The sequence below is a fragment of the Pseudomonas sp. ERMR1:02 genome (genome assembly GCF_002277815.1).
In the GTDB taxonomy this organism is placed as follows: Bacteria; Pseudomonadota; Gammaproteobacteria; order Pseudomonadales; family Pseudomonadaceae; genus Aquipseudomonas.
The window spans coordinates 42,646-57,984 of the sequence record NZ_NKJI01000013.1 but is presented as its reverse complement, the minus strand read 5'-3'; the positions used below and the strand labels follow the sequence as shown (position 1 = coordinate 57,984).

Sequence of the window (15,339 nt, the reverse complement as noted above, 5' to 3'; positions counted from 1 at the left end):
ACGATGACGCGTGTTTTCTGAATACACGCGGCGCTCTGAAGAACATCGCGAGCAGGCTCGCTCCTACAGGGAATTTTTGCCGAGGGCGGTATTCGAGTACGCCCTCGCTATCACTTCGCTATTTACGCCGCGCTGGCGGCAAATTTTTCGTAGTAGAAGTTCGCAGGCTTGATGCCTTGCTTGCTGATGTACTTGCTGACCGCTTCAACCATTGGCGGTGGGCCGCACAGGTAGACGTCGACGTCGCCATCATTCAAATGCTTGGGCTCGATGTGCTGGGTCACGTAGCCCTTGAGCGGGTGCCGGCTGTCGGGGCTGGCCACGCAGGCGCTGTAGCTGAAGTTGGGGATGCGCGCGGCGAAGCCTTCGAGGCGATCGAGTTCCACCAGGTCGAAATCATGGGTCACGCCGTAGATCAAATGCAGCGGATGATCACTGCCTTGCTCGGCGATTTTCTCCAGCATCGCGGTGAACGGCGCCAGCCCGGTACCACCGGCCAGCAGCAACAGCGGACGACGGATATCACGCAGGTAAAAACTGCCCAACGGCCCTGCCAGGCTCATGCTGTCACCGGCCTTGGCCATGCCGGTGAGGAAGCTGCTCATCAAGCCGCCAGGCACGTTGCGGATCAGGAAACTCACTTCGCCATCGCGCTGCAACGAGCTGAACGAGTAGGCACGAGTCTGTTCGCTGCCGGGAATTCCCAGGTTCACATATTGCCCGGGCAGGAACGCCAGTTTGCTCAACGCCTCGCCCTTGATCGACAGCGAAATGGTGCTGTCGGACAACTGGCGCACGGCGCTGATGGTCGCATCGTAACTGGCCTGACGGGTACGGCAGACTTCAGAGGACGTCGGCACCCGCACCACGCAATCGCTCTGCGCACGCATCTGGCAAGTCAGGACAAACCCTTGCTTGGCCTCTTCAGGGCTGAGGGCATCTTCGATGTACTCCTCGCCCAGATCGTAGGTGCCGGCCTCGGCGAAACACTTGCAGGTGCCGCAGGCGCCGTCGCGGCAGTCCAGCGGAATATTGATGCCCTGGCGGTACGCAGCATCGGCCACGGTTTCGCCGGCATTGGCGTCGATGAACCGGGTGACGCCGTCTTCAAAATTGAACGCGATGGAATGGGTCATGACGCCAGCCTCACAAGTGGTAAACATCGATGACCTGGCGAACGTAATCGTTCTTCAGGATCACTTTCTTGGCCAAGATCTGCGTGTTTTCACCGCGCACGTCGAGGGTGTAGAAACTGCTGCCGAAGTAGCTGTCGACGGTCTTGTAGCGAAAGCTCAGGGTGTGCCAGTTGAAGCGCACCTTGCACAAGCCGTCGGCTTGCTCCAGCAGTTCGATATTGCTGATGTTGTGAGAGGTGCGGGTGTCCGGAATGCTCGCGCTGGAGCGATCGGTCTTGATGCGGAAGATGCGGTCTTCCAGCCCAGTGCGGTTGCCGTACCAGATCAGCGAGATTTCCCGCTGCGGGTCCTCGGTCAATTCGTCGTTGTCATCCCAGGACGGCGTCCAGAACGTCGCGTCAGGGGCGTACAGCTCCAGCCATTCATCCCATTGCCGGTCGTCCAGATAACGGGCTTCGCGGTAGAGAAAGTCGCGCACGGTATCAAAAGAAATGGTCATTGCACGTCCTCCACGGCGATCAACTTCGACTGCTCAAAGGCCAGGGCCTTGAGCATGGTCTGCTGCCAGTATTTGTGTTGCAGCACGAACAGGCCTTCGTCTTCGGTGCGCATGCCGCTGAGCAGCGGATGCAGGTCAATTTCTTTTGCAGCCTCGTCGGCGCCTTCGATCCAGTGCTCGGCACCGCGGGACATGTCGTTCCAGGTGGTGACGCTGCCCTGATAGCTGGTCTGACAGGAGCGAAACTCTTCCAGATCGTCCGGGGTGGCCATGCCGCTGACGTTGAAGAAATCCTCGTACTGGCGGATCCGGCTGGAACGCGCATGGTCGCTTTCGCCTTTGGGGGCGATGCAGTAGATGGTGATTTCCGTACGGTCGACCGAGATCGGCCGGGCGATGCGGATCTGCGAGCTGAACTGGTCCATCAGGTACACGTTCGGGTACAGGCACAGGTTGCGCGAGTTTTCGAGCATCCAGTCGGTGCGAGCCTTGCCGAAGTCCTGCGCCAGCTCGTCGCGACGTTCGTACAGCGGACGGTCTTCAGGGTTGGCCCAACGGGTCCAGAGCAGCATGTGGCCCTTGTCGAAGGAATAGAAACCACCGCCCTGCTTGGCCCAGCTGCCGGCGCTCATGGTCGGATTGGTGTCACCCGCTTCGCGCTGCTTGCGTTGATTCTGGGTAGCGGCGTAGTTCCAGTGCACGGAGCTGACGTGGTAACCGTCGGCGCCGTTTTCGGCGGTGAGTTTCCAGTTGCCTTCGTAGATGTAGCTGGAAGAACCGCGCAGCACTTCCAGGCCATCCTTGGACTGGTCGACGATCATGTCGATGATCTTCGCCGACTCGCCCAGGTGTTCAACCAATGGCAGCACATCGGCGTTCAGGCTACCGAACAGGAAGCCACGATAGGACTCGAAACGCGCCACTTTGGTCAGGTCGTGGGAGCCTTCGCAGTTGAAGCTCGACGGGTAGCCCGCGTTGGCCGGGTCTTTGACCTTGAGCAGCTTACCGGAGTTGTTGAAGGTCCAGCCGTGGAACGGGCAGGTATAGGAACTTTTGTTGCCGGACTTGTGCCGGCACAGGGTCGCGCCGCGATGGCTGCAGGCGTTGATAAAAGCGTTCAGCACACCGTCCTTGTTGCGCGCGATGAAGATCGACTGGCGCCCCATGGTGGTGGTGTAGAAATCATTGATGTTGGGGATCTGGCTCTCGTGGGCCAGATACAGCCAGTTGCCTTCGAAGATGTGTTTCATCTCCAGGTCGAACAGGCGCGGGTCGGTGAACATCTCGCGCTTGCAGCGATAGATGCCCTGCTCGTGATCGTCTTCAAGCAGGGAGTGAAGGTATTCAGGTCGCAGGGTCATGGCCGCCGCCTCCATTGTTATTGTTCAGGCAAGGCTCATGCTAGGACGGGGCAATGGAGTGGACTATCCGCGGGGTGCAGACCTTTATCCATTTTGTGCAAGGGGGCGTGGACGCCAACGATCCCCTGTAGGAGCGAGGCTTGCCCGCGAAGGCGTCGTGTCAGGCAACATCAATGGTGAATGTGCCGGCCTCTTCGCGCGCAAGCCTCGCTCCTACAGAGGGTAGTGTTTGTGGGATCAGTGCCGGCGTTTGAGGGTGTCGGAAGGCAATTCACCAAACTGCTTGCGGTAGCTGTCGGAGAACCGTCCCAAATGCAGGAAGCCATAATCCATTGCCACTTCAGTGACGTTACGCACGTTGCAGGTCGGATCGCTCAGGCAGGCGTTGATGCGTTCCAGGCGTTTCTGGCGGATATAGTTTTTCGGCGTGGTATCGGCGTTGCGTTCGAACAGGCCATACAATGAACGCAAGCTCATGTGCGCCTGGCGCGCCAGTTCTTCGCTGTCGATGTTCTGCTTGAGATTTTTGGCAATGTAGTCGGCGATCGCTTCGAACGTGGCGGTCTGCGAGCCGAGTTCGAGGCGGCTGACGTTGGTCTTCATCAGGCTGAGCATTTTGCTGACGATAATCTGCGCGTAGTGCTCCTGCACCCGGGGAATTTGTTCGGTGGCTTCGGCCTCCTGGCAAATCATCGCCAGCAGGTTGACGAAACCTTCCAGTTCATTGAGCTGATAGCGGTTCTCCAGAAACCGCACGCCCTGCCCGGATAGCGCCAGCGCTGCTCGTCGCAGACGGACTCAAGCAGCGTCGTGGGGACTTTGAGGATGAATTTTTCGCAATCGTCGGAGTACGTCAGGTCCACCGGATCGTCGGGATTGATCAACAGCAACTCACCGGGAGCGAAGTAATGTTCCTGACCGTGACCACGCCACAGGCAATTGCCGCGCAGCAGCACTTGAAGGTGATAGATGGTTTCCAGCGCGCCGGAGGTGACGCGAACGCTGCCGCCATAGCTGATGCGGCACAGGTCGAGGCTGGCGAACTTGCGATGATTGAGACTGGCCAGCGGATGCCCGGCACGGGGCATGAGGATGCAATGGTTACCGACATGCTGATTGACGTAGCCCGACACCGCATACGGGTCGGCTTGGTCGAAAATCGTGCTGCGCTGACTCAGCAGTTGCGCTTGCATCATCGGGTTAATCTCATTCTTTTTATAGTTTGTGCTTATGGTTTGCGTCGGGTCATTCTAATTCAGTACTGATGGCGGTGTGTCAGCAGACTGACATGTGGAGCATTCTCAATGAAACCTGTAGGAGCGAGCCTGCTCGCGATGGACTTGAGGGCGACGCGGGGAATCAGGCACCCAGCGTCATCGTTAACGTCCATCGCGAGCAGGCTCGCTCCTACAGGGGGCAGATGTGATCAGTCCTCGAGTGCGCGAACCCGTTCGTGCCGCTGCTGCTCTTCAGGCTGGGCAGTCGACTGCAAGGTGAAGTCGAACTCGATTTCAGCAAAACGACCGCTGACACCGTACTGCGCTGCACGCGCCTGATCGTCGCTGAAGGTGATCTTGGCGATCAGCTCGTCACGGGTGGCGTAGGCAAAATCGTCGTGCAGGTACTTTTCGCCATCGAGGTTGATCTGGGTAGTCAGGTGACGATGATCCGGCGCGGAAATGAAGAAGTGCACGTGCGCCGGACGCTGGCCGTGACGGCCCAGTTGATCGAGCAGTTGCTGGGTCGGACCGTCCGGTGGGCAGCCATAGCCCGACGGCACGATGCTGCGGAAACGGTAGCGGCCTTCAGCATCGGTGACGATACGGCGGCGCAAGTTGAATTCCGACTGAGAAGCATCGAAGTACGAGTAGGTGCCGCCAGTGTTGGCGTGCCACACGTCCACCACCGCGCCGGCCAATGGTTCGCCAGAGGTGTTGAACACCTGGCCTTGCATGAACAGGGTCACACCCGGATCGACGCCGTCATCCAGACGCGCTTCGCCTTGCGACAGCGGAGCACCGGCCACGTAGAGCGGGCCTTCGATGGTGCGTGGCGTGCCGCCGGATTTACCAGCCTGTTCGTCTTCGGCGTCCATCAGCAGGTCCAGGTAATGTTCCAGACCCAGCCCGGCCACCACCAACCCAGCCTCCTGACGCGCACCCAGCACGTTGAGATAGTTGACCGCTTTCCAGAACTCTTCCGGGGTCACGGCGAGGTCTTCGATGATGTTCACCGAATCACGCAGGATGCGGTAGACCAGGGCTTTGGTACGTGGATTGCCGGCGTCGTTGTGCAGGCCGCTGGCTTCTTCGAGAAATTTCTGGACTTCGGCAGTGTGGGAAATCTTGACGTTCATTTTATGGGTTCCTCATCTTGTAATTATTGGCGTATCGAGCTGAACAGGCTGGGTTCAGCGGTCATCGTCGCGGATAGAAGAAGGATGCCGGCACATCGCCGTGACTTCGATCGCCATGTACGGATACAGCGGTAATTGCATCAGCAGGTCGTGCAGTTCCTGAACACTGTCGACATCGAACACGCTGTAGTTGGCATACAGGCCGGCGATGCGCCACAGGTGACGCCACTTGCCTTGCTCTTGCAGGCGCTGGGCCAGGGCTTTTTCGTCGGCCTTGAGCTGCGCGGCGCGTTCGGGGTTCATGTCGACCGGCAAATTCACGGTCATCTTTACGTGGAACAGCATAATGCTCTCCTCAGGCTTGATGAATGGCAGTGGATGTCTTATCGCGACGGAAAAACGCCAGGCGTTCTTCATCCAGGCTCAGGCCCAGACCCGGTGTTTTCGGCACGTGCAGTTCGAAATCGCGATAAACCAGCGGTTCGCTGAGGACGTCTTCGGTCAGCAGCAGCGGGCCGAACAGCTCGGTGTCCCACGCCAGTTTGTTCAGGGTAATAAAGGCATGAGCCGACGCCATGGTGCCCACGCCACCTTCAAGCATGGTGCCGCCGTACAGGGCGATACCCGCCGCTTCGGCGATGGAGGCAGTGCGCAGCACGGCGCGCGGGCCGCCGTTCTTGGCGATCTTCAGGGCGAACACTGACGCCGCGCCTTCGCGGGCCAGGTTGAACGCATCTTCCACGCACTCGATGGACTCGTCGGCCATGATCGGCGCCGGGCTCATGGCATTCAGGCGCGCCATGCCGGCGCGGTTATTGCGCGAAATCGGCTGTTCGATCAGGTCGATGCCGTTTGTACCGAGGATCCGGCAGGCGCGCAGCGCGGTCGCTTCGTCCCAGGCCTGATTGACATCGACCCGAACGCTGGCGCGGTCACCCAGGGCTTTCTTGATCGCAATCACGTGGGCCAGGTCGCGGTTGACCTCGCCGGCACCGATTTTCAGTTTGAAGATGCGGTGGCGGCGCAGGTCGAGCATTTTTTCCGCTTCGGCGATGTCCTTTTCGGTGTCGCCACTGGCCAGGGTCCAGGCCACCGGCAGCGCATCCCGTACACGACCACCGAGCAACTCGCTGACCGGCACGCCGAGGCGCTTGCCCTGGGCATCGAGCAATGCGGTTTCGATACCGGACTTGGCGAAGGTGTTGCCACGGATGCTGCGTTCCAGGCGCAACATCGCCGCGTTGACGTTGCTGCTGTCCTGGCCGATCAACAGCGGCGCGAAGTGCGTGTCGATGTTGGTCTTGATGCTGTCTGGGCTTTCATTGCCATAAGCCAGGCCACCGATGGTGGTGGATTCGCCGATGCCTTCGATGCCATCGGCGCAACGCACGCGAATGATCACCAGGGTCTGGTTCTGCATGGTGTGCATCGCCAGCTTGTGCGGACGGATGGTCGGCAGATCGACGATGATCGTCTCGATCGATTCAATGGCTGTTGCAAGCATTTCGATACCCATCAGGTTCTTGGAGTTCTGGAATCGATTCTCGTACGGCTTTTTTCCCGACGCCAATATAGAATTGGTCTGACTTGATACCTTAAAGGTATGCAACTGACTGATGTCCGGAGGCTCCATGGAACTGCGTCACCTGCGTTATTTCCAGGTACTGGCTCAAACCCTCAACTTCACCCGCGCCGCCGAACTGCTGCACATCGCTCAACCGCCCCTGAGCCGGCAGATCCAGCAACTGGAGGACGAACTGGGGTGATGCTGCTGGAGCGCGGGCGGCCGCTGAAGCTGACCGACGCCGGGCGGTTTTTCCATGAACACTCCATCGCCCTGCTCGAGCAACTGAACAAGGTATGCGACAACACGCGGCGCATCGGCCTTGGGGAAAAAACCTGGCTGGGCATTGGTTTTGCGCCATCGACGCTGTATGGCGTGCTACCGGAGCTGATCCGCAGATTGCGCAGTGGCGAGCCATTGGAGCTGGAATTGGGGCTTTCGGAAATGACCACCCTGCAACAGGTGCAGGCGCTCAAGGCCGGGCGGATCGACATCGGCTTCGGCCGTATCCGCATCGACGACCCGGCCATCATCCAGACCGTGCTGACCGAAGATCGCCTGGTTGCCGCCCTGCCCGCCGGCCACCCTTTGCTGGCCGGCCCTATCAGCCTGCGTGACCTGGCCAAAGAACCTTTTGTGCTGTACCCCGGCAACCCGCGCCCCAGCTACGCCGACCATGTGATAGGACTGTTCGAGTCCTATGGCGTGAGCATCCACGTGGCGCAATGGACTAACGAACTGCAAACGGCGATCGGTCTGGTGGGCGCCGGGATCGGGGTCACGCTGGTGCCGGCCTCGGTGCAACTGCTGCACCGCGACGACATCGGTTTCACCCCGCTGCTGGAAGACAACGCGACCTCGCCGATCATTCTCAGTCGAAGGGTGGGTGATGTTTCGCCGGGGTTGAACCATTGTTTGCGGATGATTGAAGAGTTGCAGCCCCGGTTTCCCTGTGGGAGCGAGCTCGCTCGCGATGGTCGTGAACGATAACGCGTGACACCAGATGCCCAGTGGCGCTCTCAGGTCTTTCGCGAGCGAGCTCGCTCCTACAAGGTGCGGATTTCATCAGTGGGAGTTCCCGCCCCAGATCCAGTTCCAGAAACCTGGCAATTCAACTGGCTGTGAACTGTCGCGCACGGTACGCGCCATCGCCGCCCGTTGCAGTGCAGCGGTGTCGTCGTAAAACGGTTGCTCGGCGGTTTTCACCCCGGTCGCCCGGGCGCTGTCGAGGAGGATTTGCAGGTACTCGCGGGTATGCCGGGCGGTGTAGCGGTTCAGGTCATGGAAGGTCACCACCACTGGAATCACCCCATCGACCACCGGCAGCTCGCCACGGGCGATGCGCTCGCGTACTTCGGACATCGAACGCAAAAAGTGCGCCCGGCGCCGGGGGCTGGCGTTGAAGCCCCAGATCTTGCCGTCATTGGCGCTCAGGTCTGTCAGCAACACGTGCAGGCCATGTTGCTGATAAGCGGCGAAGGTGCGTTTGTCGTAATTCCAGAATGGCGGGCGCAGCAACGTCGGTGGCGCACCGGTGATCGCGGCGATGTCGGCACTGCCGTTGGTGAGCGACACTTCGAGTTCCTGCGGATCGAGGGAACGATGATTGGTGTGCGACGGCGTCGCCGTGTGGAAGCCCAGAATATGCCCGGCATCCCGCTCGCGGTGCATGATCCCCCGGCCAATATCACTGTTGCCGGCACGTGTGGCCCGGGTCTGGACGAAGAACACGACCTTGATGTCCGGCAGCAATGGATTGCGCGCCAGGCTGTCGAGCACGGTTTCGGTGGGGTTCCAGAAACTCGACGCGCTGGGGCCGTCATCGAATGTCAGCAGGAAGCGGATCGGTGGTTGCATTTGCAGACGTTGTTCAGTCTGCGGCGTCATTTCGATGGGAGCGGCAATACAGCCCAGCAGACTGACTGTCATGGCAAACGCCGATAGAACCTTGACCAACTGTTTCATGTTTTGCCTTGGGCCAGACCTCTACGAAGCAGACATCTTACCTGTAGGAGCGAGCACGCTCGCGATGGTCGTCAACGATAACACTGGCAGCCTGACACCCCGCGGTGTTCTGTCGTGCATCGCGAGCAGGCTCGCTCCTACAGGGGGCGCACTCAGTTCGCCAGCGCCTGCTGGAACGAGCTGTCGATGATCGGTGCAGTCGCCAGTTCAGTCGGCAGCGCCTTGACCTTGAACAGGAAGTCCGCGGTGCTCTGCAAATCCTTGGCCGCCTGCGCATCCACCGGGCCGACGGTCATGTGGGCCTGGCGCAACCAATGACGGGAGACGTCCTGATCGAGGTTGGCCTTCTTCGCCCACAGATCAGCGTATTCGTCGGTGTGGTTGTCGACCCAGGCCCGGGCCTTTTTCAGACGCTCGAGAAAATCGGCGATGGCTTCGCGCTTGTTGTCGATCGACGGGCTCGACGCAGCGATGGCACTCAAACCGGGCATCAGGTTCTTGGCGGTAAGAATCGGCCGCGCACCGGAGAACAGGATCTGCTGGGAAATGTACGGTTCCCAGACCGGGAACGCGTCGATGCTGCCTTGTGGCAACGCGGCGGCGGCATCGATCGGCATTAGTTTGATGAAGTCGACGTAGTCTTCCGGCAGATCGGCTTTTTCCAGGGCGCGCAAGGTCAGTTGCTGGCTCCAGGCACCGGGCCAGTAGGCAACTTTCTTGCCCTTGAGATCAGCGATGGTTTTCACCGGCGAGTCCTTGGGCACCAGCAAGGCGATGGTGTCCGGGTTCTGCCGCGATACGCCGATCAGCTTGACCGGCGCCTGTTTGGCGGCGAGGAACAGAAACCCTGAATCACCGAGGAAACCCAGGTCCAGCGCACCGGTGTTCAGGGCTTCGGCCAGCGGCGCGGCGGCCTGGAAGTGCTTCCAGTCGACGGTGTAGGGCGCGCCCTTCAGCACACCCGAAGCTTCGACCGAAGCGCGAATGTTGTAGTAGTTCTGGTCACCGACGTGCAGGACGACGGGGTCGGCGGCATGCGCCAGCGGCGCGGCAAACAGGGAAGCGGTCAACAGACTTCGCACGAATCGGGACAGGTTCATCGGGGGCTCCTTTTTTGGGCTAGGGGGATGAATGAGATAGACCATAACGCTCTTACAAGCAGCCATTTAAATTCTATTTATGCATAAGCTAATGACCCGCCCCGCGCAGTGTTGGCCCAACAACAGCGGCCCAACAGACTGTTTTCCACCGTACATCCAAATCGCCGCAAACCCTGTAGGAGCAAGCCTGCTGGCGATGGTCGTCAACGATAACGCTGGAAATCTGACACCCAGCGGCGTTATCGAGATCATCGCGAGCAGGCTCGCTCCTACAAGTTTTGCGTGAAGCCCAATCGTCGAAACATCTATGCTGAATCACCTACGGAGGATTCGGTCATGTGCGGACGTCTATCGCAATACCGGGGCATTCACGACTTTGTCGCGGTTCTGAGCATCCCCGACGCGTTGATCAACCACGTCGGCGATCAGCCACTGGCGCACTACAACGCCGCGCCGACCACGCAACTTGCGCTGTTGCACCTGGAGGACGACGGTCTGCATGCCGATTTGCAGCGCTGGAGCTGGCGACCGCACTGGGCGAAAGATCGGGCGGCGCCGATCAATGCGCGAGTTGAACAAGTTGCCCATGGCCCGTTCTTCCGGGCGATCTGGCCACACCGCACGATCTGCCCGGTCGACAACTGGTTCGAATGGCTCGATGCCGGGGACGGCACGCGGCAACCCTGGCTGATTCGACGGCGTGACCGGGGGCCGGTTTTATGTGCGGCGATCGGGCAATTTCCAATTGGTAGCGCCATGCCTCGGGACGATGACGGCTTCGTCATCATCACCGCCGACAGCGCGGGCGGCATGGTGGACATTCATGACCGGCGACCGGTGGTGTTGTCGGCAGAACTGGCGCGGGAATGGCTGGACCCGGCCACGCCCAAAGAGCGTGCCGAGCAAATGGTTCTTTTGCAGGGTGAGGACAGCGATGTGTTTGAGTGGTATAGGGTCGATAAAGCGGTTGGCAATGCCAGGAACCAAGGGCCCGAGTTGATTGAAGAGATTACCTGAACTGGCAATATCGACAGGGCGACCGTCGTATGTAACAAAGCGTTGTCTGGAATTGTTACAATCACTGTTTCAACTGATTAACACTTATATAATACATACGATTTGTGCATAACCGCTTGTCCGACAATCCTCTGGTCATAGATACATTTTGAATGACTACGGCTAGCATGCGCGCCGCAATTCCATTGGCGCCACCAAGTTGACCAAAGAGTCAACGACGAAAAACATCCCAAAAATACCAAGCCTTGCAGAGAACTAATTTGCGCGACGATTTTACGAAGAATCAAGTCGTGAAGCTGGCATGTGTCTATCTTACAAAGACAGAACACTACCAACTCGACTCTTTTATCGGGCAATACATCAATACCCGAAACCTGCGATCAGTCCCCAATATCGACAACCTTCTGAGCTCGACACTTGAAGGCTATCCGGGGAAACCGCCGGTGATGGTCAACGAATTGAATGCCTGGATCGATAGGACGTTGGGTTATCGGGCGGCTCATCCTGATTTTTCTGAGATCGTGGAATAGGTGACCTGATTCGGGTTGGGTTGGGTTGGTACATATCCGTTCTTCGGTAACGGCGGCTGGCGGTTCCGCTCTTACAGCGGGTCACTTGGAAAAACGGAACGCCGCCCGGCCCCAAGTAACCAAACGCTCTCGCCCCTGACGTACGGTGCCTCGCCTAGGCTCGGCATACCCTCGCTCCGGTCCTGCTCCGTGTGCCCGCCGCGATCGGCCATCCATGGCCGTGCGCTCGGCCTTCCGACGGGGCAGATCAAGATCAAAAGCCAAATCAAAAGCACGCGACGCGGCCTGATAGCCGACCTGATTTTTTGGATGTATTCGCTCCACTGTAGGAGCGAGCCTGCTCGCGAAAAACGCCCAGACAACGCGATCATTCAGACAGGGCGCGTTATCGTTGACGTCCATCGCGAGCAGGCTCGCTCCTACAGGGGATTGGGTGCACATGCAAAAGACAGGTCGGCTGTCAGGCCGCCTCGCGTGCTTTTGATCTGGCTTTTGATTTTCTTGCCCCCTCGAGAGGCCGAGTGCAGGTTCTGCGCAGTGGGCAACCCGGCATGGATGCCGGGTTAGCCGCGCTGGGCCAAGGATGGCCCATCGCGGCGGGCCCACGGAGCAGGACCGGAGCGAGGGTACCCTGAGCCTTGGCGAAGGGCCGAACGAAAGGGGCAAAAGCCCTTGGTTACTTGGGGCTCTTCCAAGTGACCCGCTGTAAGAGCGGAACCATTAGTAGCCGTTACCGCAGGAATGGATATTCACTCTACAACCCTCAAAACTTACGGTCAGGCTCCGACAGTTCCTTACCATCATCAGGATGCTTCCAGTCCGGTATCGAACGCTTCTGCTCCTCAAGCTCTTCTTCCGTAGGCTCATCCACATCTTCATCCGGGTCCGGACGTTTGGGTTCATTGGCCATGTTCACCTCTCTTCCTGAAGGGATCAGTCATCAACTTTAAGCGTAGAACAATATCCCGTGCCCGGCTCACAGCCACCAGCGCAACAAAAAGAAAAACCCCATGCTCAACAGCATGCTGAGCAAGGTGTTGCGGGTGTACACCACCAGGCCGACCGCCACCAGCGAGCTGATCAAGTACGGGTTATCCCACTGCAGATTCAGCTGCTTCTCGGGCATGAACACAATCGGCCCGCAGATAGCGGTCAACATGCCGGGAACGGCAAAACCGAGGAACTGCCGGGCATTGCTGCTCAAGCGCACCGGCAGTCGCGGTTCCAAAAAGACATAGCGATTGAGGAACACCAACACGCCCATGCCGATAATCACAGCCCAGACCATCATGTGCGTACACCCCAGAATTTGTTGCAGATAAAACCGGCAGTCATGCCCGCCAATCCCGACAACACCAGCGCCGAACCCCATTGCCAATAGCTGAACAGCACCGAGCAGAACAACGACACCGCGACACACACCACGGTCGGCACATTGCGCACCACCGGGGTGATCAGGGCGATGAAGGTGGCCGCGATGGAGAAGTCCAACCCCAGGTGCTCAAGGCCCGGAATGCTGCTGCCGAGCACGATCCCGGCCAGGGTAAAGAGGTTCCAGGCGACGTAAAACGTCAGGCCCACGCCCAGCGCATACCAGCGATCGAATTGTTGCTTGTCGTGCTGGCTGGTCAGGGCGAACAACTCATCGGTGAGCAGAAAGCCCAGGCCCGCACGCCAGCGCCCCGGCAATGGCGAGATCACCGAACGCAGGCTCATCCCGTAGAGCAAATGCTGAGACGTCAGCAACAACGTGGTCAGCAGGATCGAAAAGATTCCCGCCCCGCCTTGAGCATGCCGATGGCCACCAGTTGCGCGGCCCCGGCAAACACGATGCTCGACAAGCCCTGGCCTTGCAGGGGCGTGAGGTTGGCTTCGATGGCCATGGAACCGGCCAGCAAGCCCCAAGGCGCGGTCGCCAGGGACAGCGGCATGATCGCCGCGGCGCCGCGCAGGAATGCACTGCGCGGCAAGTGTGAATTGGACATAACGCTCTACAACCGGGGGAAAGACCCGAGACTTTGCCAGCAGTCGACGCCAATGGCTTGAACAATCTTGCGCACATTGCCATTCATCGGCTGGTTGCTTGTTTCGCCTGCGTAGCAGTAACACGAGGGCGCTGCATTTTCCTTCAAGGTGCGGCCCTTCATGAATTGGAGTCGATGATTCGCGATTGACAAATACCGCGCCAGCTTTTAAAACTGGCGCCTCATTCAGGGTGTAAGCAAACATGTCCGCAACCTCCAACCTCAACATTGTCGTCATTGGCTTGATTGCCAAGGCACACGGTTGCGTTGCGCGCGCCCTCAAATCGAAGAAACAGTCGCTCATGTGACCGGGGCGCGCTGTCCCGTCAGATGAGCTGACAGGACATTGAGCGCTACGGACTACACTCCCCTTGCTTGCTTCCTTCTACGCTTCTGACGGTGACGAAATCGGTCAACCTTCAGGAGAAAGTGCATGTCATCATTTCAAGGTATCTGGGTTCCCCTCGTCACGCCGTTCTACAATGGCGCCATCGATTTCGTCGGCCTGCGCCGGCTGGTCAGCCATCTGCTGGAAAAAGGCGTCGACGGCCTGATTGTCTGCGGCACCACCGGCGAACCGGCAGCCATGAACAAACATGAGCAACTGGCGGTGCTCGACGCCGTGCTCGAACTTGTGCCGGCACAGCGCGTGGTCATGGGCCTGGCCGGTAACAATCTGAACGAACTGCTGCAGTTCCAGAGCGAAATTCTCAAGCGCCCACTCGCGGGTTTGCTGGTGCCGCCGCCGTATTACATCCGCCCTTCCCAGGCGGGGCTCGAAGCGTTTTTCAAAACCGTTGCCGATGCCTCCAGCGTTCCGCTGATTCTCTACGACATCCCCTACCGCACCGGCGTTGCCTTCGAACAGGCGACCCTGCTCAACATTGTCACCCACGAGCGCATCGTCGCGATCAAGGACTGCGGCGGCAACCTGACCAACACCCTCGCGCTGCTTTCCAGCGGTTTGGTTGATGTGCTGTGCGGTGAAGACAACCAGATCTTCAGCGCTTTGTGCCTGGGTGCCAAGGGTGCGATCGCGGCGTCGGCCCATGTGCATCCAGAGCTTTTTGTCACGCTGTACCAGCAGATCCGCGACAACCAGTTGGCCGCCGGCCGCAGGACATTCTTCGAGCTGCTGCCGCTGATTCAAAGCCTGTTCATCGAACCCAATCCCGCCCCGGTAAAAACCGCACTGGCCCTCGAAGGCCTGATCGGCGATGAACTGCGCGCGCCGATGCAACGCAGCAGCGAGGCCCTGGTGATGCGCTTGAAGACGGTACTCGACGCACTGAACAATCGATAGAGCGCCACGCAAACGCCCGAGTACCATGGAGTGATTCGCTTGACGCCTGCGGGAGTCGACATGCTTTACCAAATCGCCGCCGATGGGCTGATGCTGTTTCACCTGTCGTTCATTGTGTTTGTGTTGTTTGGCGGGTTGCTGGTGCTGAAATGGCGCCACCTGATCTGGTGGCACCTGCCCGCCGCCGTCTGGGGTGTGGCGGTGGAGCTGTTCCACCTGCCCTGCCCGTTGACACGCTGGGAAAACCTGATGCGCCATGCTGCCGGACAAAGCGTCTACGGCGAGGGCTTCATCGAACATTATGTGTGGCCGGTGATTTATCCGGCCGGACTGACGCCCGCGATTCAGCTAGGTTTGGGCAGCGTGGTGCTGGTGATCAATGGACTGGTCTATCTTCGATTATTGCGCCAGTGGAAACTGCGCCGAACTCCCTGATTGACTGCGCCAACCTTGTAGGAGCCGGCTTGCTGGCGAAGGCGTCCGC

Annotated in this window: 14 protein-coding genes and 3 pseudogenes; 5 read left to right on the top strand and 12 right to left on the bottom strand. The window is 59.2% G+C overall.

Features of this window, described 5'->3' with window-relative positions; genetic code table 11:
• Nucleotides 1–122: 122 nt before the first annotated feature.
• The 7 genes and pseudogenes from benC to CES87_RS21420 all read right to left on the bottom strand — a co-directional run bounded on the left by benC (nucleotide 123) and on the right by CES87_RS21420 (nucleotide 6,856).
• Nucleotides 123–1,136, bottom strand: a complete 1,014-nt coding sequence (gene benC / locus CES87_RS21450; RefSeq protein WP_128607680.1) for a benzoate 1,2-dioxygenase electron transfer component BenC — start codon at nucleotides 1,134–1,136, stop codon at nucleotides 123–125.
• 10 nt (nucleotides 1,137–1,146) lie between these two features.
• Entirely contained in the window at nucleotides 1,147–1,635 is a 489-nt protein-coding gene (benB, locus tag CES87_RS21445; RefSeq protein WP_128607679.1) for a benzoate 1,2-dioxygenase small subunit, read from the bottom strand.
• Nucleotides 1,632–2,996 (bottom strand): benzoate 1,2-dioxygenase large subunit, encoded by a 1,365-nt coding sequence (gene benA, locus CES87_RS21440; RefSeq protein ID WP_128607678.1) that lies wholly within the window; start codon nucleotides 2,994–2,996, stop codon nucleotides 1,632–1,634. Before benA ends, benB begins: the two co-directional genes overlap by 4 nt.
• A gap of 237 nt (nucleotides 2,997–3,233) precedes the next feature.
• Nucleotides 3,234–4,192 (bottom strand): annotated as a pseudogene (locus CES87_RS21435) (AraC family transcriptional regulator).
• A 230-nt stretch (nucleotides 4,193–4,422) separates the two neighbouring features.
• Nucleotides 4,423–5,352, bottom strand: a complete 930-nt coding sequence (gene catA / locus CES87_RS21430) for a catechol 1,2-dioxygenase (protein WP_128607677.1) — start codon at nucleotides 5,350–5,352, stop codon at nucleotides 4,423–4,425.
• A 54-nt stretch (nucleotides 5,353–5,406) separates the two neighbouring features.
• The gene (catC, locus tag CES87_RS21425) at nucleotides 5,407–5,697 is read right to left on the bottom strand and encodes a muconolactone Delta-isomerase (protein ID WP_128607676.1); all 291 of its coding nucleotides are present in this window, start codon (nucleotides 5,695–5,697) and stop codon (nucleotides 5,407–5,409) included.
• 10 nt (nucleotides 5,698–5,707) lie between these two features.
• A complete protein-coding gene (locus CES87_RS21420) occupies nucleotides 5,708–6,856 on the bottom strand; it encodes a muconate cycloisomerase family protein (RefSeq protein WP_178081466.1) in 1,149 nt (382 codons plus the stop codon).
• Nucleotides 6,857–6,983: 127 nt separating this feature from the next.
• Here CES87_RS21420 and CES87_RS21415 point away from each other — a divergent pair.
• Nucleotides 6,984–7,906: pseudogene (locus CES87_RS21415) on the top strand (LysR family transcriptional regulator).
• Between the two features lie 75 nt (nucleotides 7,907–7,981).
• On the opposite strand, the gene CES87_RS21410 reads toward CES87_RS21415, so the two are convergent.
• A complete protein-coding gene (locus CES87_RS21410; RefSeq protein WP_128607675.1) occupies nucleotides 7,982–8,881 on the bottom strand; it encodes a polysaccharide deacetylase family protein in 900 nt (299 codons plus the stop codon).
• A 152-nt stretch (nucleotides 8,882–9,033) separates the two neighbouring features.
• Complete coding sequence (locus tag CES87_RS21400) at nucleotides 9,034–9,981, bottom strand: ABC transporter substrate-binding protein (RefSeq protein ID WP_128607674.1); 948 nt, start codon at nucleotides 9,979–9,981, stop codon at nucleotides 9,034–9,036.
• A 336-nt stretch (nucleotides 9,982–10,317) separates the two neighbouring features.
• Here CES87_RS21400 and CES87_RS21390 point away from each other — a divergent pair, with 336 nt between their 5' ends.
• Nucleotides 10,318–10,998 carry an SOS response-associated peptidase gene (locus CES87_RS21390; RefSeq protein WP_128607672.1) on the top strand — a complete coding sequence of 227 codons (681 nt, stop codon included), beginning with the start codon at nucleotides 10,318–10,320 and terminating at the stop codon, nucleotides 10,996–10,998.
• Between the two features lie 260 nt (nucleotides 10,999–11,258).
• Nucleotides 11,259–11,528 (top strand): hypothetical protein, encoded by a 270-nt coding sequence (locus CES87_RS21385; RefSeq protein ID WP_128607671.1) that lies wholly within the window; start codon nucleotides 11,259–11,261, stop codon nucleotides 11,526–11,528.
• Between the two features lie 763 nt (nucleotides 11,529–12,291).
• Here CES87_RS21385 and CES87_RS32415 read toward each other — a convergent pair.
• The 3 genes and pseudogenes from CES87_RS32415 to CES87_RS21370 all read right to left on the bottom strand — a co-directional run bounded on the left by CES87_RS32415 (nucleotide 12,292) and on the right by CES87_RS21370 (nucleotide 13,513).
• Nucleotides 12,292–12,438, bottom strand: a complete 147-nt coding sequence (locus tag CES87_RS32415; protein ID WP_178081462.1) for a hypothetical protein — start codon at nucleotides 12,436–12,438, stop codon at nucleotides 12,292–12,294.
• A 66-nt stretch (nucleotides 12,439–12,504) separates the two neighbouring features.
• Complete coding sequence (locus CES87_RS21375) at nucleotides 12,505–12,816, bottom strand: AzlD domain-containing protein (protein ID WP_178081465.1); 312 nt, start codon at nucleotides 12,814–12,816, stop codon at nucleotides 12,505–12,507.
• Nucleotides 12,816–13,513: pseudogene (locus tag CES87_RS21370) on the bottom strand (AzlC family ABC transporter permease). The gene CES87_RS21375 and the pseudogene CES87_RS21370 overlap by 1 nt, the downstream one beginning before the upstream one ends.
• 472 nt (nucleotides 13,514–13,985) lie before the next feature.
• Between CES87_RS21370 and dapA the strand changes: the two are divergent.
• Nucleotides 13,986–14,855: a 4-hydroxy-tetrahydrodipicolinate synthase gene (gene dapA / locus CES87_RS21365; protein WP_128607668.1), complete on the top strand. Its 870-nt coding sequence runs from the start codon at nucleotides 13,986–13,988 to the stop codon at nucleotides 14,853–14,855.
• A 60-nt stretch (nucleotides 14,856–14,915) separates the two neighbouring features.
• Nucleotides 14,916–15,290, top strand: coding sequence for a DUF2784 domain-containing protein (locus CES87_RS21360; protein ID WP_128607667.1), 375 nt, complete (start codon nucleotides 14,916–14,918; stop codon nucleotides 15,288–15,290).
• The last annotated feature ends 49 nt before the right edge of the window (nucleotides 15,291–15,339 follow it).

Coding starts and splice junctions, on each gene's coding strand:
- benC (WP_128607680.1), bottom strand. CDS start 1,136: ATGACCCATTCCATCGCGTTCAATTTTGAAGACGGCGTCACCCGGTTC.
- benB (WP_128607679.1), bottom strand. CDS start 1,635: ATGACCATTTCTTTTGATACCGTGCGCGACTTTCTCTACCGCGAAGCC.
- benA (WP_128607678.1), bottom strand. CDS start 2,996: ATGACCCTGCGACCTGAATACCTTCACTCCCTGCTTGAAGACGATCAC.
- catA (WP_128607677.1), bottom strand. CDS start 5,352: ATGAACGTCAAGATTTCCCACACTGCCGAAGTCCAGAAATTTCTCGAA.
- catC (WP_128607676.1), bottom strand. CDS start 5,697: ATGCTGTTCCACGTAAAGATGACCGTGAATTTGCCGGTCGACATGAAC.
- CES87_RS21420 (WP_178081466.1), bottom strand. CDS start 6,856: ATGCTTGCAACAGCCATTGAATCGATCGAGACGATCATCGTCGATCTG.
- CES87_RS21410 (WP_128607675.1), bottom strand. CDS start 8,881: ATGAAACAGTTGGTCAAGGTTCTATCGGCGTTTGCCATGACAGTCAGT.
- CES87_RS21400 (WP_128607674.1), bottom strand. CDS start 9,981: ATGAACCTGTCCCGATTCGTGCGAAGTCTGTTGACCGCTTCCCTGTTT.
- CES87_RS21390 (WP_128607672.1), top strand. CDS start 10,318: ATGTGCGGACGTCTATCGCAATACCGGGGCATTCACGACTTTGTCGCG.
- CES87_RS32415 (WP_178081462.1), bottom strand. CDS start 12,438: ATGGCCAATGAACCCAAACGTCCGGACCCGGATGAAGATGTGGATGAG.
- CES87_RS21375 (WP_178081465.1), bottom strand. CDS start 12,816: ATGGTCTGGGCTGTGATTATCGGCATGGGCGTGTTGGTGTTCCTCAAT.
- dapA (WP_128607668.1), top strand. CDS start 13,986: ATGTCATCATTTCAAGGTATCTGGGTTCCCCTCGTCACGCCGTTCTAC.
- CES87_RS21360 (WP_128607667.1), top strand. CDS start 14,916: ATGCTTTACCAAATCGCCGCCGATGGGCTGATGCTGTTTCACCTGTCG.